The organism is Pseudomonas sp. S1_E05 (assembly GCF_056337105.1).
Genome location: NZ_JBFRHM010000001.1, coordinates 2818596 through 2839784, shown reverse-complemented (window position 1 = coordinate 2839784; position 21189 = coordinate 2818596). Strand labels below are relative to the sequence as shown.

The 21189-nt window shown below is 62.8% G+C and carries 17 protein-coding genes and 1 pseudogene; 11 read left to right on the top strand and 7 right to left on the bottom strand.

The genetic code is table 11. The annotated features are described in order from the left end of the window. The first annotated feature begins 295 nt into the window (after positions 1–295). On the top strand, positions 296–757 hold the full coding sequence (locus AB4N33_RS13085; protein ID WP_476457502.1) for a hypothetical protein: 462 nt from the start codon (positions 296–298) through the stop codon (positions 755–757). Between the two features lie 327 nt (positions 758–1084). Here the strand turns inward: AB4N33_RS13085 and cobA are convergent, their stop codons facing one another. From cobA to AB4N33_RS13050, 7 genes and pseudogenes are all read right to left on the bottom strand, one after another. Further along, positions 1085–1837, bottom strand: coding sequence for a uroporphyrinogen-III C-methyltransferase (cobA, locus tag AB4N33_RS13080; protein WP_476457501.1), 753 nt, complete (start codon positions 1835–1837; stop codon positions 1085–1087). Positions 1838–1847: 10 nt separating this feature from the next. Beyond that, positions 1848–4565 carry a nitrate reductase gene (locus AB4N33_RS13075; protein ID WP_476457500.1) on the bottom strand — a complete coding sequence of 906 codons (2718 nt, stop codon included), beginning with the start codon at positions 4563–4565 and terminating at the stop codon, positions 1848–1850. A 50-nt stretch (positions 4566–4615) separates the two neighbouring features. Next, a pseudogene (locus AB4N33_RS13070) lies at positions 4616–5812 on the bottom strand (NAD(P)/FAD-dependent oxidoreductase); the annotation flags it as partial. Between the two features lie 312 nt (positions 5813–6124). Continuing rightward, a complete protein-coding gene (locus AB4N33_RS13065) occupies positions 6125–7795 on the bottom strand; it encodes a bifunctional protein-serine/threonine kinase/phosphatase (RefSeq protein ID WP_476457499.1) in 1671 nt (556 codons plus the stop codon). 7 nt (positions 7796–7802) lie between these two features. Further along, complete coding sequence (locus tag AB4N33_RS13060) at positions 7803–9014, bottom strand: nitrate/nitrite transporter (RefSeq protein WP_460116959.1); 1212 nt, start codon at positions 9012–9014, stop codon at positions 7803–7805. Positions 9015–9326: 312 nt separating this feature from the next. Then, positions 9327–9902, bottom strand: coding sequence for an ANTAR domain-containing response regulator (locus tag AB4N33_RS13055; protein WP_084318725.1), 576 nt, complete (start codon positions 9900–9902; stop codon positions 9327–9329). 15 nt (positions 9903–9917) lie between these two features. Further along, positions 9918–11129 carry a CmpA/NrtA family ABC transporter substrate-binding protein gene (locus AB4N33_RS13050; protein ID WP_476457498.1) on the bottom strand — a complete coding sequence of 404 codons (1212 nt, stop codon included), beginning with the start codon at positions 11127–11129 and terminating at the stop codon, positions 9918–9920. A gap of 287 nt (positions 11130–11416) precedes the next feature. Here AB4N33_RS13050 and AB4N33_RS13045 point away from each other — a divergent pair, with 287 nt between their 5' ends. The 10 genes from AB4N33_RS13045 to AB4N33_RS13000 are packed head-to-tail and all read left to right on the top strand — an operon-like array spanning position 11417 to position 21189. After that, positions 11417–12085, top strand: a complete 669-nt coding sequence (locus AB4N33_RS13045) for a helix-turn-helix domain-containing protein (protein WP_460139869.1) — start codon at positions 11417–11419, stop codon at positions 12083–12085. A 4-nt stretch (positions 12086–12089) separates the two neighbouring features. Beyond that, positions 12090–13730 (top strand): type III secretion system outer membrane ring subunit SctC, encoded by a 1641-nt coding sequence (gene sctC / locus AB4N33_RS13040; protein ID WP_476457497.1) that lies wholly within the window; start codon positions 12090–12092, stop codon positions 13728–13730. Beyond that, positions 13727–14827, top strand: coding sequence for a type III secretion system gatekeeper subunit SctW (gene sctW, locus AB4N33_RS13035; protein WP_476457496.1), 1101 nt, complete (start codon positions 13727–13729; stop codon positions 14825–14827). Before sctC ends, sctW begins: the two co-directional genes overlap by 4 nt. Before the next feature lie 5 nt (positions 14828–14832). Continuing rightward, on the top strand, positions 14833–16875 hold the full coding sequence (locus AB4N33_RS13030; RefSeq protein WP_476458819.1) for an EscV/YscV/HrcV family type III secretion system export apparatus protein: 2043 nt from the start codon (positions 14833–14835) through the stop codon (positions 16873–16875). A gap of 7 nt (positions 16876–16882) precedes the next feature. Next, positions 16883–18184, top strand: coding sequence for a type III secretion system ATPase SctN (gene sctN, locus AB4N33_RS13025; RefSeq protein ID WP_476457495.1), 1302 nt, complete (start codon positions 16883–16885; stop codon positions 18182–18184). Beyond that, complete coding sequence (locus AB4N33_RS13020; RefSeq protein WP_476457494.1) at positions 18168–18605, top strand: type III secretion protein; 438 nt, start codon at positions 18168–18170, stop codon at positions 18603–18605. The genes sctN and AB4N33_RS13020 overlap by 17 nt, the downstream gene beginning before the upstream one ends. Positions 18606–18618: 13 nt before the next feature. Next, a complete protein-coding gene (locus AB4N33_RS13015) occupies positions 18619–19380 on the top strand; it encodes a hypothetical protein (RefSeq protein WP_476457493.1) in 762 nt (253 codons plus the stop codon). Then, positions 19377–20270 (top strand): FliM/FliN family flagellar motor switch protein, encoded by an 894-nt coding sequence (locus tag AB4N33_RS13010; protein WP_476457492.1) that lies wholly within the window; start codon positions 19377–19379, stop codon positions 20268–20270. Before AB4N33_RS13015 ends, AB4N33_RS13010 begins: the two co-directional genes overlap by 4 nt. Then, positions 20267–20926 (top strand): EscR/YscR/HrcR family type III secretion system export apparatus protein, encoded by a 660-nt coding sequence (locus AB4N33_RS13005; RefSeq protein WP_460116950.1) that lies wholly within the window; start codon positions 20267–20269, stop codon positions 20924–20926. Before AB4N33_RS13010 ends, AB4N33_RS13005 begins: the two co-directional genes overlap by 4 nt. An 8-nt stretch (positions 20927–20934) precedes the next feature. Continuing rightward, positions 20935–21189, top strand: coding sequence for an EscS/YscS/HrcS family type III secretion system export apparatus protein (locus AB4N33_RS13000; protein ID WP_460116949.1), 255 nt, complete (start codon positions 20935–20937; stop codon positions 21187–21189).

Below are 21189 nucleotides of genomic sequence, written 5' to 3'. Positions count from 1 at the left end.
TTTGCCTGTGATTTGACCACGTCACCCCATCATCGCGTCATTCGTTATCTGCAGGAGCGGGCTTGCCCGCGATGGTGTCAACGATGACGCTGGCTGTCTGAATGCCCGCAGTGTCCGGGCCTCCATCGCGAGCAAGGCTCGCTCCTACAGGGGAACGCGTTTTCTTGTGGGAACGGGCTTGCCCGCGATGGTCGTCAACGATGATGCTGGCTGTCCAAATGCCCGCGGTGCCTGGGCCTCCATCGCGAGCAAGGCTCGCTCCTACAGGGGAACGCGTTTTCTTGTAGGAGCGGGCTTGCCCGCGATGGTCGTCAACGATGACGCTGGCTGTCTGAATGCCCGCGGTGCCTGGGCGTTCATCGCGAGCAAGGCTCGCTCCTACAGGGGAACGCGTTTTCTTGTGGGCGCGGGCTTGCCCGCGATGGTCGTCAACGATGACGTGGGCTGTCTGAATGCCCGCGGTGTCCGGGTCTCCATCGCGAGCAAGGCTCGCTCCTACAGGGGAACGCGTTTTCTTGTGGGAGCGGGCTTGCCCGCGAAGGTCGTCAACGCTGACGCTGGCTGTCTGAATGCCCGCGGTGCCTGGGCCTCCATCGCGAGCAAGGCTCGCTCCTACAGGGGAACGCGTTTTCTTGTAGGAGCGGGCTTGCCCGCGATGGTCGTCAACGATGACGCTGGCTGTCTGAATGCCCGCGGTGTCCGGGCCTCCATCGCGAGCAAGGCTCGCTCCTACAGGACGGCGCCGATCAGACTGTAGGAGCGAGCATGCTCGCGAAGGTCGTCAACGATGACGCTGGCTGTCTGAATGCCCGCGGTGCCTGGGCGTTCATCGCGAGCGAGGCTCGCTCCTACAGGGGAAGGCGTTTTCTTGTGGGAGCGGGCTTGCCCGCGATGGTCGTCAACGATGACGCTGGCTGTCTGAATGCCCGCGGTGTCCGGGTCTCCATCGCGAGCAAGGCTCGCTCCCACAGGGCGGCGCCGATCAGACTGTAGGAGCGAGCATGCTCGCGATGGTCGTCAACGATGACGCTGGCTGTCTGAATGCCCGCGGTGTCCGGGTCTCCATCGCGAGCAAGGCTCGCTCCTACAGGATGGCGGTGACTGTCTGGATTTCTGCGCTGCAGGTATTGGCGATGCCGGCCACTGCACCGATGACCAGGATCGCCGGGCTTTTCAGTTCGAAGTCGCGGGCGTCTTCTTCCATGCGACTCAGATCGCTACGACATTCGCGCTGGTGGGGCAGGGAAGCGTTTTCGATCATCGCCACCGGTGTATCGGCCATCATCCCCCCGAGCAGCAGTTGCTCACGGATTTCGCTCAGTTTCGCCACGCCCATGTACACCACCAGGGTCGTGCCGCCCTGGGCCAGTGCCTTCCAGTTCAGGCTGCTGCCATCCTGGGTGTGGGCGGTCACCAGTGTCACGCCGCGGGCCACGCCTCGCAGGGTCAACGGGATGTCACACTGTGTCGCGCCTGCCAGCCCGGCTGTAATGCCATTCACCAAGTCGACCTCGACCCCACGCTCACGCAGCCACTGCGCCTCTTCGCCACCCCGGCCGAAAATGCACGGGTCGCCACCCTTGAGACGGACCACGCATTTACCCTGGCGGGCATAGCGCAGCATCAGTCGGTGGATGAAGGCCTGGGGCGTGGAGCGACAACCGCCACGTTTGCCCACGGGAATGATCCGTGCGCCTGGGCAATGTTCGAGCACCGCCTCGTTGACCAGGTCGTCGATCATCACCACATCCGCTTCGTTCAGTGCCCGAACAGCCTTGAGGGTCAACAATTCCGGGTCACCAGGACCTGCACCCACCAGCCAGACTTTCGCGTTCATAGTGTTTTCCTCACGAGGTGACGGCGACCGGCTGCGCAGTGGCCGCCAGCAAACGCTTGATTTCCGGGACGCAGGAACCGCATTGCGTGCCGCAACCCAGTTCCTGTTTCAAACCTTGCAGATCCAGGCCGCGGCGAATACCGGCGCAGACCGCGCCCTGGCTGACGTTTTTGCAGTTGCACAGTGTTTTGCTGCCGGCACTCGGTGTGCTGACGTTGCCAGGCGGTGCGCTCAGCGGTGCGAGCAGCCAGCGCCGTAACTGTTCGTCGACGCGGCCTTGCAGCCACAAATCCTGCAACCAGTGCTGGGCGAGGGTTTCGCCCGCCAGGCGAATCGCGGTGATACGACCGGCGTCGATGCGCACGCGTTTGCCGATGGAGCGCCGTGGATCGTCGTAGGCCAGCACCGGACCCTCGTCCAGACCCAGGCAGCGGTCGATGTCGCGCAGCAATTGCGTATCCGGCGGGGTGGCGTTGGCTGCGCGTATCAGCAGGGCAGGACGATCCCGCCCGGTCAGGCTGAGGCTGACGTAGGAAAACGCCTCACACAGCGGTCGTAGCGTCTCAAAATGGCGTTGAACATCGCCTTCGACCAAGGCGAAGAACGTCCACGGCAGGTTGACCGGGTCAAGCCGTACGCCGGTGTGTTTGAGTTCCGGTTGCTTCGACAACGGGTCGAACGCTGGTTGGGTAATGCCGTTGACGCCACCCTTGAGAAAGCGATCCCCCCAGTGCATGGGCAAGAACGCCTGGCCGGGGCGCACGCTGTCGTCGCCACCGACGGCGACGATGACTGCACCGCGACGGCTTTTCAGGCTGACCAGTTCACCGGCTTGCAGCCCATGGCGTTGAAGATCATCGGGATGCAGGCTCAACACTGCTTCACTGACATGCCCGAACAGTTGCGCGGCGGTGCCGGTGCGGCTCATGCCGTGCCATTGATCGCGCAGGCGCCCGGTGATCAGCGTCAGCGGGTAGTCGCTGTCGCGTTGCTCCCTGGCGGCGCAATAGGGATCGGCAATAAACCGCGCGCGGCCATTGGCGGTGGGGAATATCCCATCGGTGTACAGGCGTGTCGTACCCGCCGTTGCGCCGGCAGGGAAAGGCCACTGTTGCGGCCCGAGGCGGTCGATCAGGTCGTGGCTGATGCCGGACAGATCCAGATCCCGTCCACGGGTCAGTTGTTTGTACTCATCGAACAACTGCGCGGTCGATTCGAAGGCGAACAGGCTCGGTTGTCCCGGACGCAAATGTTTCTCCAGGCGTTGCGCAAAGTCCACGGTGATCGCCCAGTCGGAGCGCGCTTCACCCGGTGCGACAACGGCGCGGCGAACGTGGGAAATCCGCCGTTCCGAATTGGTCACCGAGCCTTCCTTCTCACCCCAGCTGGCGGCGGGTAACAACAGGTCGGCGAACCTGGCGGTTTCGGTGGTGTGAAAGGCTTCCTGCAACACCACGAACGGGCAGGCCTCCAGGGCTTCGCGCACGGCGTTCTGGTCCGGCATCGATTGCGCCGGGTTGGTGCAGGCGATCCACAGCGCCTTGATGGTGCCATTGCGCACTTGCTCGAACAGTTCGATGGCTGGCAAGCCGGTACTGTCCGGCAGTTGATCCACGCCCCAGTACGCTGCCACTTCGGCGCGATGCTCTGCATTGGCCGCTTCGCGATGGCCCGGCAGCAAGTTCGACAGACTGCCGGTTTCGCGGCCGCCCATGGCATTCGGCTGGCCGGTCAGGGAGAAAGGCCCGGCACCGGGACGACCGATTTGCCCTGTGGCCAGGTGCAGGTTGATCAGCGCACTGTTTTTCGCGCTGCCGGAGGTCGACTGGTTCAGGCCCATGCACCACAACGACAGGACGCTCGGCGAGGTGCCGATCCAGCGGGCGCATTGCTGCAGTTGTTCGATATCGATACCGCACAGCTGCGAGACCATCGGCGGGGTGTAGTCGCGCACCAGATCCTTGAGCTCGGCCAGGCCTTCGGTGTGCGCCTCGATGAAGTCGCGGTCAATCCAGCCTTCCCACAGCAGCAGGTACAAAATCCCATGGAACAAGGCGACATCGGTGCCCGGCAGAATCGCCAGGTGCAAGTCGGCCAGGTCACAGCTGTCCGTGCGACGAGGGTCGATGACGATGACTTTCATCTCAGGCCGACGGGATTTGGCCTCTTCCAGGCGGCGAAACAGTACCGGATGGGCGTAGGCCATGTTGCTGCCGACGATCATCACGCAGTCGCTCGACTCGAGGTCCTCGTAGCTGCACGGCGGCGCATCGGCCCCCAGGCTGCGCTTGTAGCCGACCACCGCCGATGACATGCACAGCCGCGAATTGCTGTCGATGTTGTTGGTGCCGACCAGCGCCCGCGCCAGTTTGTTGAAGCTGTAGTAATCCTCGGTCAGCAGTTGCCCGGAGATGTAGAACGCCACGCTGTCCGGACCATGTTCGGCAATGGTACTGGCGAACACGCTGGCGGCGTGATCGAGGGCGCGGTCCCAATCGGTACGGCTGCGGGCCAGGCCCTTGCCCAGGCGCAGTTGTGGATACAACGCACGCGCCGCGAGGTCGCCCGTCAGGTGCAGGGTCGAGCCTTTGCTGCACAGTTTGCCCAGGTTGGCCGGGTGCGCCGGATCGCCGCTGACGCCGAGGATGCGCTCGCCGTCATGCTCGATCAGCACGCCGCAGCCGACGCCGCAGTAGCAGCAGGTGGAGGCCGTGATCTGGCGGTTCATCAACTGGCTTCCCGCAAGTCATGCTGCATGGAATCGGCCCATTGAAGGGCGCCGAACATCAGCCGATCACGGATCTCGGCAATGTCGAGGTTCTGCCGAATCTGCTGAAAATACTCCCCGCCATCCACGGTGTCGCCATACAGGCAGGCGCCAACCAGCACGTCGTCCTTGATCACCAGTTTCTTGTAGATGCCGCTGATCGGATCGCTGAGGGTGATGGTTTCGGTGCCTTCGCCGCCCATGAAGTCGCCCGCGGAAAACAGGTCGATACCGGTGACTTTCAGTTTGGTCGACGTCACCGAGCCCTTGTAGGTGGCGAACCCCAGGCGAGCGAGGTGATTGGCGCAGACCTTGGCCTGTTCGAACAGTGGCGCGACCAGACCATAGGCGGTGCCACGGTGACTGGCGCATTCGCCGATCGCATACACCCGTGGGTCGTAGGTTTGCATCGTGTCGTTGACCAGGATGCCTCGGTGGCAGGGCAGCCCGGCTTTTTCCGCCAGCTCGGTCGCCGGACGAATGCCGGCCGCCATCACCACCAGGTCGGCGGGGATCGTATCGCCGTTGTGGAATTCCACTGAGCCGACCCGGCCGTTACCCGCATCGTGCAGCGCTTTGGTGTGTTCACACAGACGAAAATGCAGGCCACGCGCCTCCAGCGCGCTTTGCAGCATGCGACCGCTGACGCTGTCCAGTTGCCGCTCCAGCAGCCACTCGCCGTTATGCACCACTGTGACGTGCATGCCGCGCAGCATCAGACCGTTGGCCGCCTCCAGACCGAGGAGGCCGCCACCGATCACCACGGCGTGGCGGTGGGTTTTTGCGGTGTCGATCATCAAACGGGTGTCGGCGATGTCGCGGTAGCCGATGACACCGTGCAGGGTGTTGCCGGCTATAGGCAGGATGAAAGGGGTCGAGCCGGTGGCAATCAGCAGGCGGTCGTATTCGGCTTCGGTGCCGTCCTCGGCGATGACCCGGCGTTTGATCCGGTCTATCTGCACCACTTTGCGATTGAGCAGCAGCTTGATGCCGTTGTCCTGATACCAGTTCAGGTCGTTGAGCACGATGTCTTCGAAGGACTGCTCGCCCGCCAGTACCGGCGATAGCAGGATGCGGTTGTAGTTGGCATGGGGCTCAGCGCCGAAGACGGTGATGTCGTACAGCTCGTTACTCAGCTTGAGCAACTCTTCGAGGGTACGAACGCCGGCCATGCCGTTGCCGATCATCACCAGTTTGAGTTTTTTCATCAGCTTCTCCAGCGTGTTCGACAAATGGCGCGCAAACAAAAAAGGCATCCCCGCTGGTTATCCAGCGAGGACGCCTTTGTCCTGATCCCGTTCTCTCGGGAAGCCCAGCCGTCATCGTTGAAGGCTGGTCTTTATGTTTGATGGGAGAGGTAATGCAGCGGTTGTGCCAAGTTGGCGGGCGCCCGTATTTGTTGGGGCGGTGCATTGGTCTGGAAGGCAGGGGTGCACCGAATCGAAGCGGGTTGCCCACAAATGGAGCGGGTATTCAGCAGGTTTTGTGGTGAATGTTGCTCGCGATGGCCGCGACTCGGTTCAGCTGTGAAACAACAAAACCAGCAGCACCAGATTCCCCAACAGCGACACCAACCCCAAGGTGCGCCACACCTTCAGCGGTTCACGCTCCAGCAGCGGTCGAGGTCGCACACTCAGGCTGCGCCGTTCGCCCTGTTCCAGCACCAGCAGCCATTCTTCCGCCGTCTCGAAGCGCTGGCCGGGATCGGCGGCCACCGCACGCTCCAGGCTTTGTGCAATCCACTCCGGCAAGTCCGGCCGATAGCGACTGGCGCTGACCGGCGCGCCGAATCGTGGGCGCTGGAAGGCTTCGATTTCGCCGTAGGGAAAATGCCCGGTGAGCAGGAAATACAGGGTCACACCGACCGCATACAGATCCTGTTGCGCAGTGGGCGGGTCGCCGCGAAAGGCTTCCGGGGCGATATAACTCGGCGTGCCGGGCAACGTCGAGGGCTGATCTTCCGACAGGCCGGGGCAGTAGGCGAGGCCGAAATCCAGCAGGCGCAATTCGCCATCGTCCCCCAGCAGCAGGTTTTCCGGTTTGATGTCGCGGTGCAGGATCTGACGACGATGCAGCATGCCGACCGCCCGCAGCAGGCGCTCCGCCAGGTCCAGCCATTGCCCCAGCGCCATCGTGATGTTGTGTTGCGCCAGTTGCGCCAGGGTCGAGCCGGCGTACTCGCGCATCGCGTAGTACAGGTGCTGGCGTTGGCCGCCGGCATGCACTTCGGGGAAATGTCGCCCGGCGACCCGCTTGAGAAACCACTCCTCTGAGAGCAGTGCCTGCCCGGCAAGATGATCGTCGCGCAGGGCTCCGGGCAAGGTTTTCAACAGCCAGGGTTGTTGCTGGGCGTCGTGTACGCGATACAACAGCGATTGCTGGCTGTGTCCGACGATCCCCTGGACCTGCCAGCCCTCGAAAGACTGGCCCGGCTTCAGTGCGGGCGGAAGGGGCCATTGCTGCAAGTGAATCAACGCGTCGCCGATGCTGGTTTCGCCCAGGGCGTCGACCCGGACCAGCAGTGCACTGGCATTGTCCTGGCTGCCGGCCAGGTGCGCGGCGTTGACCAGGGTTTGCGCGGCGCTGTGCAGGTCCGGTTGATCGCGCAGGATCGCCGCAATGGCGGTATCACCCAACACGGCCCAGATGCCGTCGCTCAGTAGCACGAAACTCTCGTCGACACGCAACTCGCCGTCGAGAAAATCCAGCACCAGGTGTTGATCCAGGCCCAAGGCACGCTTGAGCACATGCTGCATGCCAGGCTGGTCCCAGACATGGTCTTCGCTGATGCGTTGCAACTGGTTGGCATGCCAGCGATAAACCCGGCAGTCACCGACATGAGCCAACGTGAACCGCCGGCCGCGCATCACCAACGCGCTGACCGTGGTCAGCAGCGGTTGCCCGCCACCGTTGGCCTGCAACCAGCGATTCTGTGCCAGCAGCAGGCGGTCCAACGCTTGGGCGACACCCCAGGTTTCCGGGGTGGCGTAATAGTCCAGGGCCAGCGCCTGCAAGGTCGAGCGGGCGGCGAGCCCGCCATCGGCGCACTGGCTGACGCCGTCGGCGATGGCGAACAGGTAGCCCTTGCTCGCCGCCAGTGCCGGCGCCGGTGTGACCAGGCGCAGGGCGTCCTGGTTTTCTTCGCGGGGACCCGTGGCGCTGGCTTCGGCGAAACTCAGTTGCAGGCTCATTCAGCCCTCACACCCGCGCGGCGGTGACGGCAGCCGAGCCCCAGGTGGTTCTCCAGCGACGCTTGACCGCGTGCAGGCCGAACCAGGCGAGCACGCCCAGGCTGGCGAATAACCACAAGGCCAGTTGGTAGCTGCCGGTGCTCTGCTTGATTGCACCCATCCCGGCCGCAAGGGCGAAACCGCCGATGCCACCGGCCATGCCGATCAAGCCGGTCATCACGCCGATCTCGCGACGAAAACGCTGTGGCACCAGTTGGAACACGGCGCCATTACCCGCACCCAAACCGAGCATGGTGCACACGAAAAGCGCCAGTGCCGCGTAGGAACTGGGCAGGTTGAAGCCCACGGCCGCGATGCAGATGGCTGCGACGGTGTACATGCCCAACAGGGTGCGAATGCCGCCAAAGCGGTCGGCCAATGCACCGCCCAACGGACGCATCAGGCTGCCGCCAAACACGCAGGCGGCGGTGTAGTAACCGGCAGTCACCGGGCTCAGGCCGTATTGATCGTTAAAGTAGCCGGGCAGCGCGCTGGCCAGGCCAATGAAGCCGCCGAAGGTCACACAGTAGAAAAACATGAACCACCAGCTGTCACGATCGCCCAGGGCCTTGAAGTAGTCGGCCATGGACTTGGCTTTGGGCCGTTCCGGGGCGTTTTTCGCCAGGCAGGCAAACACGATCAGGGTCAACACCAGTGGGATCACGGCGAAGCCGAACACGTTGCTCCAGCCAAACGCGGCCGCCAGCACCGGGGCGATCAACGCCGCCAGTACGGTGCCCGAGTTACCGGCCCCGGCGATGCCCATGGCCTTGCCCTGGTGCTGCGGCGGATACCACTGTGACGCCAGCGGCAGTGCCACGGCGAAAGAGGCGCCGGCCATGCCGAGGAACAGACCCAGCACCAGCGCCTGCTCGTAGCTGTGGATCCCGAGTTTCCAGGCGCCGAACAGGGCGCAGATGACGATGACCTGGCCGATGATCCCGGCGGTTTTGGGGGACAGGCGATCGGCGAGCATGCCCATGATGAAGCGCAGTACGGCGCCAGCCAGGATCGGCGTGGCCACGACCATGCCGCGTTGTTGAGTGGTCAGGTGCAGGTCGCCGGCGATTTGCACGGCCAAGGGGCCGAGCAGGTACCAGACCATGAAGCTCAGGTCGAAATAGAGGAAGGCCGCGAACAGGGTCGGGGTATGGCCGGATTTCCAAAAGCTTGAATTCATCGCGCACCTCAGCTGTGAGTCGTCTTGAGAAGGAGTCATGAGCTTGCAGGTGGGGGGCCGCAACGGCCGCTCCACCGGCCCCGAGCTGTGGGGCCAAAACAAAAAAAACGCCGCCACCTGATGGGCCATGGGCCTATCGGGTGAGCGACGTCTTTGTCGTAGGTGGGGCAACCGCCGTTGGTTACCTGTGGAGGAATGCTTTGCCAGATCTGTGCCAACAGGTGAGACCGTGTGACGGCCAATCGCGAGCAAGCCCGCTTCCACAAAGGATTGCGGTCCCTGTAGGAGCGAGCTTGCTCGCGATGGCGTCCTTCAACCCAACAGTTCACTCATGGCAATGATCTGCTCCGCCACCTGAATCAACTTCTGCTGCCGGCTCATCGCCTGGCGACGCATCAGGGTGTAGGCCTCTTCCTCGTTGCAGTCTTTCATCTTCATCAGCAGCCCCTTGGCCAGCTCGATGCGCTTGCGCTCGGCCAGTTGCAGGTCGCGTGCATGGAGCTGGGCGCGCAGGGCCTGGTCGCTTTCGAAGCGGGCCATGGCGACGTCGAGAATGGGTTGCAAGCGTTGTGCGTGGATGCCTTCGACGATGTAGGCACTGACCCCGGACTTGATCGCCTGGCGCATCACATCAGGGTCATGTTCGTCGGTGAACATCACGATCGGGCGTGGCTGGTCTCGGCTGACCAGCACCACTTGCTCCATCACATCGCGGCTCGGTGACTCGGTATCGATCAGGATCACGTCCGGACGCACCGTTTCGACGCGGGCAGGCAGGTCGATGGTCAGGCCGGATTCGTCGATCACTTCGAAGCCGGCTTCGGTCAGCGCCGCTTTGAGCCGGCCGACTTTTTTCGCGGTGTCATTGATCAGCAGGATACGCAACATGTTCGCAGTCTCCTGTCAGCGGCTGGCGAGTAGGGGCGAGCTGTCGCTCATGGCGTGCAGCTTGAAACTGCGGGCATAACCGGCCGGATCCGAGCCGTCCCAGGTCTTGCCATCAATCAATTGGCTGCTGCGCATTTCCCGGCTCGACGAGGCGATACCGACGGCGCTGGCGGCCGCTTTATACAAGTCCAATTGCTGCACCTGCCGGGCCACCGCGAGGTAGTCCGGATCGTCGCGCAGCAAACCCCAGCGCCGGAACTGAGTCATGAACCACATGCCATCCGACAGATACGGCAGGTTGACCTCCCCATCGTCGTGGAAACGCAGGGCGTGCGGGTCCTGCCAGCGATTGCCGAGACCGTCGTCGTAATCGCCGAGCAACCGGGGCTCGATGCAATCGAGCGGCGCGTCCAGGTACTCAGGCGCGCTCAACAATTGCGCGGTACTGCGGCGGTTCTCGGTACTGTCTTCGATAAAACGGCTGGCTTGCAGGATTGCCATCACCAGCGCACGTGCGGTGTTGGGGTATTGCTCGATAAAGGCGCGCGTGCAGCCGAGGACTTTCTCCGGATGATCGGGCCAAATGGTCTGGGAGGTCGCCAGGGTGAAGCCGAGGTTCTGTTTCACCGCGCTGGCGGCCCAGGGCTCGCCGACGCAGAAACCGTCGATACGCCCCGCTTGCAGGTGCGCAACCATTTGGGGCGGAGGCACCACCACACTGTCTACATCATGCAATGGATGAATGCCCTGGCTCGCCAGCCAGTAATACAACCACATGGCGTGGGTACCGGTGGGGAAGGTCTGGGCGAAGGTGAGCTTTGGGCGACTTTGGTGCACGTGGCGGTCCAGTGCTTCAGGACCGGTCACTCCTAGCGTTTGTAAACCGTGGGACAGGTTGATGCTCTGGCCGTTCTGGTTCAGGCCCATGAGCACCGCCATGTCGGTGGCCGCCACGCCGCCGATACCCAGGTGCACCGCGTAAACCAGGCCATACAGACTGTGGGCGGCATCCAGTTCGCCACTGACCAGTTTGTCCCGCAGGTTGGCCCATGATGACTGGCGCTTGAGGTTCAAGGTCAACCCGTAGGGCTGGGCGAAACCCTGCGTGGCCGCCACCACGACCGAGGCACAGTCGCTCAGGGCCATGAAACCGAGGTTGATTTCGGTCTTTTCCGGGGCATCGCTGCCATTGACCCAGGCCAACGGGCCGGCTGATGGTTCGTTCATCGCGTCTTCACCTTGCAAAAAAAAGCGTCGCCCCGCGTCCTCGCATGCGCAAGGCCGGGTGACGACGCCGTTGTCCGTGCACTCATCCCGCCGTTGACATGAGTGCTGATACCCGGTGGGTGCAAGGCATATGCCAGAGCGGCTTTCATCAGGTTTTCATCAGGACTTGCAGGGCGCGGTCTTTCATCCTGCCGAACCTTGATCGCCAGGCTGAACAGAAAATGGGCGTGCACACTGAACCTCTTTGCCTCACACATCCTGCCCCTGGTCGCTGCGGCGAATGGGTGATGCATTTGCGCATCAGCGAATCGGGCCTGTGTCTGGGGGCGGCGTCACACTGTCGGCTGCCCGGCGGTTGGGAAGGGTTGGTCGCGGCCAGCGAACCGTTGCACATGCACGGTGGCGGCGTGCAGGTGCTACCGCTGACGCCGGCATTGCTGGTGAAGTTGCAGGTGTTTCTCGACGTGAGCGACGTGCTGATCGACCCACAACCGCGCCCCGGCACATGGGCGATGTTGCCAGTCGGGTTGGACACCGTGCGGTCGGAGCGTGGGTTGGAGCAGTGGTACATCGCCCAGGCCCTGGGTGGCGGTCCGGCATTCCAGGCGTTTGCGCAGGTGCTGCGACATACCGAGAGTTACGGGCTCGTGCGATTCCTGCTGGAGCAGGGCACCCGCAGCGAAAAGCTCATCGAACTGGCACGGCGATACGGCGTGTCGGTGTCGCACTTTCGGCGCCTGTGCCGCCAGGCATTGGGCAGCGCGGCCAAACCTGCGTTGCGTGGCTGGCGCACGGGCAGGGCGCTGTTGAACATGAGTCTGCAAGACAATTCGCTGACAGATGTTGCGCTGGACCTGGGCTATGCCTCGTCTTCGCATTTCTCCCGGGAAATCCGCGAATTGGTGGGTTTCTCCCCCAGCAGCCTGTGCGACATCACGTATCTGCCGGGGAAGTGAGGGAATGAGCCATCGATTGATTTTCCTGTTGGCCATCTGTTTGCACAGCGTATGGCTCCTGACGCCGCCCAGCGTGCAGGCCAGTGTTTACGAAGCGCGCGAGCAGAGTGTGCGCACCTTTTTCAGCGAGTTGTCCGGGCCGCTCGGCAAGCCGGTCGTCGTCAGCAAGAGCGCGGCGGCCAAGCGGATCTCGGGAACCTTCGATCTGCGCGAACCGCAGCAGGTCTTTGAGCGTGTCAGCAGGCAGATGGGGCTGATCTGGTACAGCGAGGGCCAGGCCATTTATCTGTACGACGCCGGCGAATTCAAAAGCTCGATGATGGCACTGCAAACACTGACCGTGGCAAAACTGCAGGCGTTCCTCGAGCGCTCCGGGTTGTACGACCGGCGCTATCCGTTGCGCCACGACGGGCTGCGCACCTTCCATGTCTCCGGACCGCCGATGTACGTCGATCTGGTGATACAAGCGGCCGGGATGATGGACAACCAGCGCTCGGAGCTGATGCTGGGCAAGCAGCAGATTGGCGTGATCCAGGTGCGCAACACCTTCGTCGGCAACCGCCAATACGATCTGCGCGACGACAAGATCACGATCCCTGGCCTTGCGACGGTGATCGAAGACTTGCTGCGAGGCGAGCGCAATGGTGTCGAAGCGACCGTGGCGCAGGCCTCGGTGGAACCACCGGCACAGATGCCGACATTTCCGCTGGCTGGCCTGGCGAACACGCTTTCGGACCAGGACCCGTCTGCACCGCGCATCCTCACGCGAGACATGGCCGCCGGCAACATCCGGGTGGTGGCCTATCCCGACACCAACAGCCTGCTGGTCAAGGGGCTGCCGGAGCAGGTGCGTTTCATCGAGAACCTGGTGACGGCGCTCGACACGCCCAAGCGCCACGTCGAGCTGTCGCTGTGGATCATCGACCTGCACAAGGACGAACTCAATCAGTTGGGGATCAACTGGCAAGGAGGGACGAAGGTGGGTGGGAAGCTCGGTGTATCGCTCAATACCGGCTCGACCACCACCCTCAATGGCGCGTCATTCGTCGCGCGGATCCTGGCGCTGGAGCGTACCGACCGGGCGAATGTGGTGTCGCGACCGATGATCCTGACGCAAGAAAACGTCCCGGCGATTTTCGACAACAATCGCACTTTTTATGCGCCGCTGGTGGGCGAGCGCAGCGTCGACCTGCAACACGTGACCTACGGCACGCTCGTGAATGTCTTGCCGCGCTTTGCCCAGACCGACGAAATTGAAATGTCGCTGACCATCGAGGACGGCAACCAGATCGACAATCCGGCCCAGGGCGAGCAACCGAGTGCATTGCCGACGGTGGGTCGCACCCGCATCAGTACCGTGGCGCGGGTGCCTCCGGGCAAGAGCTTGCTGGTGGGGGGCTTCACCCGGGATGACCACAGCGAGCAAATCGGCCGGATCCCGGTGCTCGGCTCGATTCCGTGGATCGGTCGGCTGTTCAGTTATCGGCAAAGTCGTTCAGCCAACACGGTGCGTGTGTTTCTGATTCAGCCCAGGGAAATTCGTGATGCGCTGGAGCCGCAGGTCACAGAGCCCGCTGCGCAATTGCTGACCCCGCAACAGCACGAACGTGTAAGGCGAAGCTACCTGCGGGGGGACGACCGGTGATCCCGTCCCCGATTTCCAGCGGCAGGCGTGCAGCCCAGGCGCGGCTCAACAGCGAGAAGGCGGGTGAGTACCCACCGCCACAGGCCGTCCAAAGTGAGGCCGACGACGTTGCGGTCACGCTAAGCCAGCGCCTGGTGCAGGCCAGTGATGAAATGTCCGCTGCGCTCACCCAGTTTCGGGTACGGCGACATTTCGAATTGAAGTCCGAGGGTGTGCCGGACAACTTTGAGCGGGTGCTGGAAGACGACGTTCTACCCAAGGTGCAGCAACTGCTCAGGCTGGCGCCGCTTGCCGACTCACCGGTTGCCGGGCTGCTGAGTATGGCTCGCAAGCTGTTCGCCGATGACAGTGATCTGGTGTGGGTGTTGCGTGAGTTGTTGCGCCGCAAGGCGCTGGACACTCTCAGTCGGCAACGACTCGAAATCCTGTTGCAGGCGGTGGTCGCCCAGGCATGTCCCAAACGCGTCAGCGCGGGGATCAACGCCGCACTCAAGGCCCGACTGTTCGGTGCCAGCATGTCCGTGCGGGCCGCATTGTTGCGAGAAACCTACCGGGATTTTCTCGAATCCGATGACGGACCGGTCGGCTGTTATCAGGACTGGATTGCGCTCTACGGATGGAGTCAACGCAGGCACGTGCTGGCCTTCATCGAGGCAGCGCTGCTCACCGACATCAGCGCCCAGGACCCGAGTTGTTCACGCCTGGAATTTGGCCAACTACTGACCCGACTCATGGGGCTCAAGTGCCTGCGTTCAGCCGAAATACTGTTTATCGATGGTGTGCTCGGCGATCCGGCGCTGTGCCGGCACAACGCGGACGAAGGCGACTGGCTGGTGTTCCTGCTCGGGCTGTTGACCTGTCCGGATGAGCTCGACGCGTGGCTGTTCGGCGTCCTCGGTGAGTCGGTGCGCTTGAGTGCCCATCCTGAGCGGTCGGCGCTGGTGCAGACGGTACGACGCCTGAGCCTGCAATTGCCGTTGGCGTTGTTTGCCGACGAACAGGCGCTGCAGCGTCTGGCACTGCAATTTGTGCATCTGGCCACCATTGCCTTCGGTCACGAAGGCCTGGCCTTGAGACGATCTGGTGGTGACGCGTGACCCGCCTGCTCAATGTGTTTTTAAGCAACGTCGGCGCACGACCGGAACTGCTGATCCTGAGCCTCATGGTGATGATCATCGCGATGCTGATCATTCCCTTGCCGACGGTGCTGGTGGATTTTCTGATCGGCCTGAACATCGTCATTTCGCTGTTGGTGTTCATGGGCTCGTTCTACATCGAGCGCATCCTCGCTTACTCGACTTTTCCTGCGTTATTGCTACTGACCACGCTGTTTCGCCTGGCGCTGTCGATCAGCACGAGCCGCCTGATCCTCAGCCAGGCCGATGCCGGCGAGATCATTGCCTCATTCGGCGAATTCGTGATTGGCGAGAGCCTGGTGGTGGGCTTCGTGATCTTTTCCATCGTCACCATTGTCCAGTTCATCGTGATCACCAAAGGTTCGGAGCGGGTCGCCGAAGTGGCGGCTCGGTTCTCCCTGGACGGGATGCCGGGCAAGCAGATGAGCATCGACGGCGATCTCAAGGCCGGTGCACTCAGCGCCGAGGAAGCCCGGGAAAAACGCAGCGTGCTGGAGCGTGAAAGCCAGTTGTACGGCTCCTTTGACGGTGCAATGAAATTCATCAAGGGCGATGCGATTGCCGGCATCGTCATCATCTTCGTCAACTTCATCGGCGGCATGGCCATCGGGGTCGGGCAATTGGGCATGGACATGTCCACCGCCCTGTCGACCTACACCCTGTTGACCATCGGCGATGGCCTGGTCGCGCAGATTCCCGCGCTGCTGATCGCCATTGGGGCCGGGTTCATCGTCACCCGCGTCAACGGCGACGACAGCAACCTGGGGCGCAACATGCTCACGCAGACCCTGGGCAACCCGTTCGTGCTGGGGGTGACGGCGCTGCTGGCATTGGGAGTAGGCCTGCTGCCGGGTTTTCCGTTGTTGACCTTTGTGCCCATCGCCGCGTTGTTGGCCTCGGTGGTGTATTGGCGCCAACGGCGGGGCACCGGGCAGGCGGGCCCGCATGCCCCGGCCAGCGAGCCGGATGCGCTGAGTCCAGGTCCGGGGTTACTCGATGACATCGACCACATCGCGACCCAAACCATTGCCCTGATGCTGTTGGTGCCCACCGCCCAACTGGGCGGTTTGATCAAGGCCCGTTGGGCTGCGCGTTTTCGCAGCCAGTTTTTCGTCGACTACGGCCTGCGCATTCCCGAACCGCTGCTGCGTGGCAACGACGGCCTGCCGGCGCATCAGGTGGCGGTGCTGATCAACGAAGTGCGTGCCGAGCAGTTCGATATCCATTTCGATCACTGGCGCCTGCTCGACTACTCGCCGGATCTGGAACCGCTGGGGTTCTCCCTGGTGCGCGGCAAGGACAGCAATCGCCAGGGCGGCGTGTGGGTCAATGCTGTCGACAGGGAGCAGGTCCTGCAACTGGGCTATCAACTGCGGGCGGCCGATGAAGAATGTTATCGCTGCCTGGTGACCTTGCTGGCACGGCATATCCAGGAGTTTTTTGGCGTCCAGGAAACCAAGCAATTGCTCGATGAAGCGGAAAGCCGTTACCCCGACCTGCTCAAGGAGGTGTATCGCCACGTCACGGTGCAGAAGGTCGCTGAAGTGCTGCAACGGCTGGTCGGTGAGCGTATTTCCGTTCGCAACCTCAAGCTGATCCTTGAGTCGCTGGCCTATTGGGCCTCGCGGGAAAAGGACGTGCTGGCCCTGGTCGAACACATTCGCGGGACGATGGCGCGCTACATCAGCAACAAATTCGCCCAGGGCAATGACCTGCGGGTTTTGCTGTTGTCGCCGGAGTTCGAAGACGTGGTGCGACGGGGCATCCGGCAGACGTCGGGTGGCAGTTTCATCAACCTGGAACCGGCCGAGGCCGAGGATCTGATGGACCGCCTGGGTGTCGGCCTGGACAACCTGCACATTGCGCACAAGGACATGGTGCTGCTGTGTTCGGTCGATGTGCGGCGCTACCTCAAGAAGCTCATTGAAGGGCGCTTCCGTGAACTGGACGTGATGTCGTACGGCGAAGTGTCCGAGACCGTTTCAGTCAATGTCCTCAAGACGATTTGAACGCCCGATGAACGACCTCCTGACCCCCCTGCAATTGGAACGGCGCGCGGCGCACCCGATGCGTTTGCGCGGCCCCTTGCTCGAAGCGGCACTGGACAATGTCGTGGTGGGTGAAATCTGCGAAGTACGCGCTCACTGGCGCTCGCCGCAGGTGGCGGCGCGGGCGCAGGTGATCGGTTTCCAACCCGACGCGGTGGTGCTCAGCCTGCTGGGCGACGGCCGGGGGTTGTCCAGGGCGTCCATGATCGTGCCCACGGGCGCGACTTTGCGCCTCAACTGCAGCGAGGCGCTGCTGGGCAGTGTGGTCGATCCCCAGGGGCAGATTGTTGAGCGACTGGCACCGCCGGGCGCCAACGCACCTCAGGCGTATCCGGTGGATGCCAATCCTCCGGCGTATTACCAGCGGCGGTCGGTGACACAGGCGCTGAGCACCGGTATCCGGGTCATCGATGGCCTGCTGACCTGCGGGGTCGGGCAGCGCATCGGTCTGTTCGCCTCGGCGGGGTCGGGCAAGACCACCTTGATCAACATGCTGATCAGTCACAGCGATGCCGACGTTTTTGTCATCGGCCTGGTCGGTGAGCGTGGGCGTGAAGTGACCGAATTCATCGAGAGCCTGCGCCAGTCGCCCCGACGAGCACAGTGCGTGGTGGTGTTCGCGACTTCGGATTACTCCTCGGTGGATCGCTGCAATAGCGCGTTGCTGGCCACGACCATCGCCGAGTATTTCCGCGATCAAGGCCGGCATGTGCTGTTGTTGATGGACTCGCTGACCCGCTACGCCAGGGCGCGTCGCGACCTGGCCCTGGCGGCTGGCGAGGCGCCGGCCCGTCGGGGTTATCCCGCGTCGGTGTTCGACGCCTTGCCGCGATTACTGGAACGCCCGGGCGTCACTGCCAGCGGCAGCATCACGGCCTGGTACACGGTGCTGTTGGAAAGTGACGACGAACCGGACCCGATTGCCGAAGAGATCCGCTCGATTCTCGACGGCCATCTCGAGCTCAGCCGCGCGCTCGCCGCCAAAGGGCATTACCCGGCGATCGATGTCTTGCGCAGCGTCAGCCGAGTGGCCACCCAAGTGACCTGCGTGCAGACGCAGCAATTGGCCGCGTCGGTGCGCGATGACCTGGCTCGCCTGGAGCAATTGCAGATCTTCCTCGACATGGGCGAGTACACCGCGGGTGTCGATGCCGCCAACGACCAGGCATTGCAACGCCGCGAGGCCCTGACCTGTTGGCTGCGTCAACCGACGGCCGAACATTGTCCCCCGGACGAAACCCTGCGGAGCCTCGATGAACTCTTTGCCTGACCGACAGCGCCTGTTGTCCCTGCGCCAAATGCGCCAGCTACGTGCGCAACGGGCGCTGCACCTGACTCACCAGCGGTTGCAGCCACTGCTGCGTGAACTCTCGGCATTCGACGGCCAGGAGGCCTCGTTGCGCAATCTGCTGGCCAGCCATCGCGCCAGCGATTGCACCCTGGATTGCAGGCAGCTGTTGGCGTTGTTACGTACCCAGGCAGTGATCCGACGACAGATTGATCTGCTGCGCCTGGAGCGCGATCACGTCGCCCGGCAGTGCAGGCAACTGGAGCAGTTGCTGCACCAGCAACGGCAGCAGTTGGGTGATGCGCGGCGTCAGTGCGAGACGTGCGCGCGGTCTGTGCTGCAAATGGCACGTACGCAATGGCTGGAGCGATTGCGCCGAGAAGAACGAGACAGCGAAGAATGATGGGAGCAGGGCGATGAACGACGTTTCCTCGGTTACACCGGCGGCGGCACCGAGTGGTTTGCCCGATCACGAAGTGGTCGCCCATGGGCCGTCGGTTTTGCGCGTACCGGCTCAACCGGATGAACTGCCGCAAGGCGTGCTGGATTTGCTGGCGATGCTGGTGGTGCAGCCCCCATCCAATGGTGGTGCTGTCCAAACGCGGGCCCTTGCGGGGGAAAAGCGCCCTGAGCGTGCAGCGCAGCGACGACTCGACTTACCCGTGAAGGCGCCCGTGCAGCCAACGACCCCCTCCCTGAGTGTGACGCCAAACATCGTCGATACCTTGGCCGACGCGCCTGGCCCTCTGCCCATCGAGCAAGCGGTTGATGTCCCGGTGATTCCCTCTGTCGACGAGGCCGAAGTCTCCATCAACCTATACGGCACACGCCCCGTACATTCGGGCCAGCCGCTCTTGCTCCCGACCACTCCGACACCAACCCCAAAACCCTTCCTCGAGATGAAGAGTGAAACGCCGGTGGCACCTTACCCAGGTCTGTTGCAGGTGCCCTTCAACAAAGGTGTGGTCAGCGGGCAGGTGACGGTCACTCGAGAATCCGAGGAGCCGGCGCGCACGCTGCTGCTCACTCCGAGCAACGGCCAGGTGTTCGACCACCTCAAGGCACCGTTCGAACACCTGCGCGATCCCGGTTGGCGGTTGGTGGATCAGCGGGGTGAGCAACCGCGTCAGGATACCCGGCAGGCACGGGAAGACGAACCGCAAGAGTCTCCTGAATGAGTTTGTTGCAGTTGCGCCGGGTAGAGGCCGTGACGCACGCCCGCGTAAAAGCGGTGCAGGGCTGGCGCCAGGCTGGTCAGGGGGCGGGGCTGGGCCGGCTGGCGCCACAAACGACTTACCTCGGGTTTTGCGCTGGCGACTGGCGTGGCCTGGTCAGCCCCCACGAGTGGCTCCAGCACACGCTGCCGCAACTGCACGCCTGGATGCCCGGGGAAGGTTCGGCCACGAGCATCGCGCACCTTTTCCAGTCCGTGCCGCAACCGTTGCTGCCGCAGGTGCAGGCATTGCGTTACCAGGCACTGACCGAGATTGAACTGGTCACTGGGCAGGCCCTGCCGGGCGACGACTTGCCATGGCTCGACACGCCGCGCGGACGAGTGTGGGTGACGCAGCTGCCGACGCGGCGACCGGTCAGTGAACAGCCGTCATCGACGCGCGGGTTGCAGGATTTGCCACTGCATCTGCAGTGGCTGCTGGGTATCAGTTACCTCACTCATGGCAGTTTGGCGAGGCTGGGGCAGGGCGATGTCCTGCGTATCGAGCATCGGACCGACCGCTGTCTGCTGGACAGTCGTTGCATTGGCGTTTTCACGTTCACTGAAGAGGGGCTACACATGCAAGCAACGGTCGCCGACCAGCCCATCGCCGCGCCGGACGAACTGACGACTCTGCCAGTGCGCCTTGAATTCCTGCTCGCCTCCCAGCCGACTGATCTGGGCACGCTGGCGCGGATATTGGATGGACAACTCATCGCGTTGCCGAGCGATGCTGCCCGTCACATCGAGATACGCGCCAATGGCAAATCCGTTGCCCGTGGCGAGCTGGTGCAACTGGACGACGGGTTGGGGATCGAGGTGCTCCAGGTGTACGCGGCAGAGCAGTCACGATGAACGATGTCTCGCTGATTGCACTGCTGGCATTCGCTTCGCTGCTGCCTTTCCTGGTGGCGGCGGGCACCTGCTACATCAAGTTTTCCATCGTGTTTGTCATCGTGCGCAACGCCTTGGGTTTGCAGCAGGTGCCGTCGAATATGACCCTCAATGCGATCGCCTTGATGCTGGCGATTTTCGTCATGACGCCGGTCATGAAACAGGGCTATCGCTATTACAAGGAAGAGGCGGTCGCCTTTACCGACATCGAGTCGGTGGTCGATTTTGCCGAGAACGGCCTCGGTGGCTACAAGGATTACCTGCGCAAGTACACCGACCCTGAACTGGCACTGTTCTTCGAGCGCGCGCAAGCGGTGCAGAGCGATGACGAGAGCAGCGTGGCCGACGATGAGGCGCTTGCGCCCTCGCTGTTCGCCTTGTTGCCGGCCTACGCGCTGAGTGAAATCAAAAGCGCGTTCAAGATCGGTTTTTACCTGTACCTGCCTTTCGTGATCGTTGACCTGGTGATTTCCAGCATCCTGCTCGCGCTGGGCATGATGATGATGAGCCCGGTGATCATTTCGGTGCCGATCAAACTGGTGTTGTTCGTTGCACTCGATGGCTGGGCGCTGCTGTCGACCGGCTTGGTCAGGCAATACCTGACCCTGCTGGCCTAGGGGCGCCTGTGAACGATCTGGTGTATGCCGGCAATAAAACCCTGTACCTGATTTTGCTGATGGTGGCCTGGCCGATCATCGTCGCCACGGTGGTCGGCCTGGTGGTTGGCCTGGTCCAGACGGTGACTCAGTTGCAGGAGCAGACGCTGCCTTTCGGTTTCAAGCTGCTGGCGGTGGCGGCGTGCCTGTTTCTGCTGTCGGGATGGTATGGCGAAACCCTGCTCGATTTCAGCCGTGAAGTCATCCGCCTGGCGTTGGCTTAG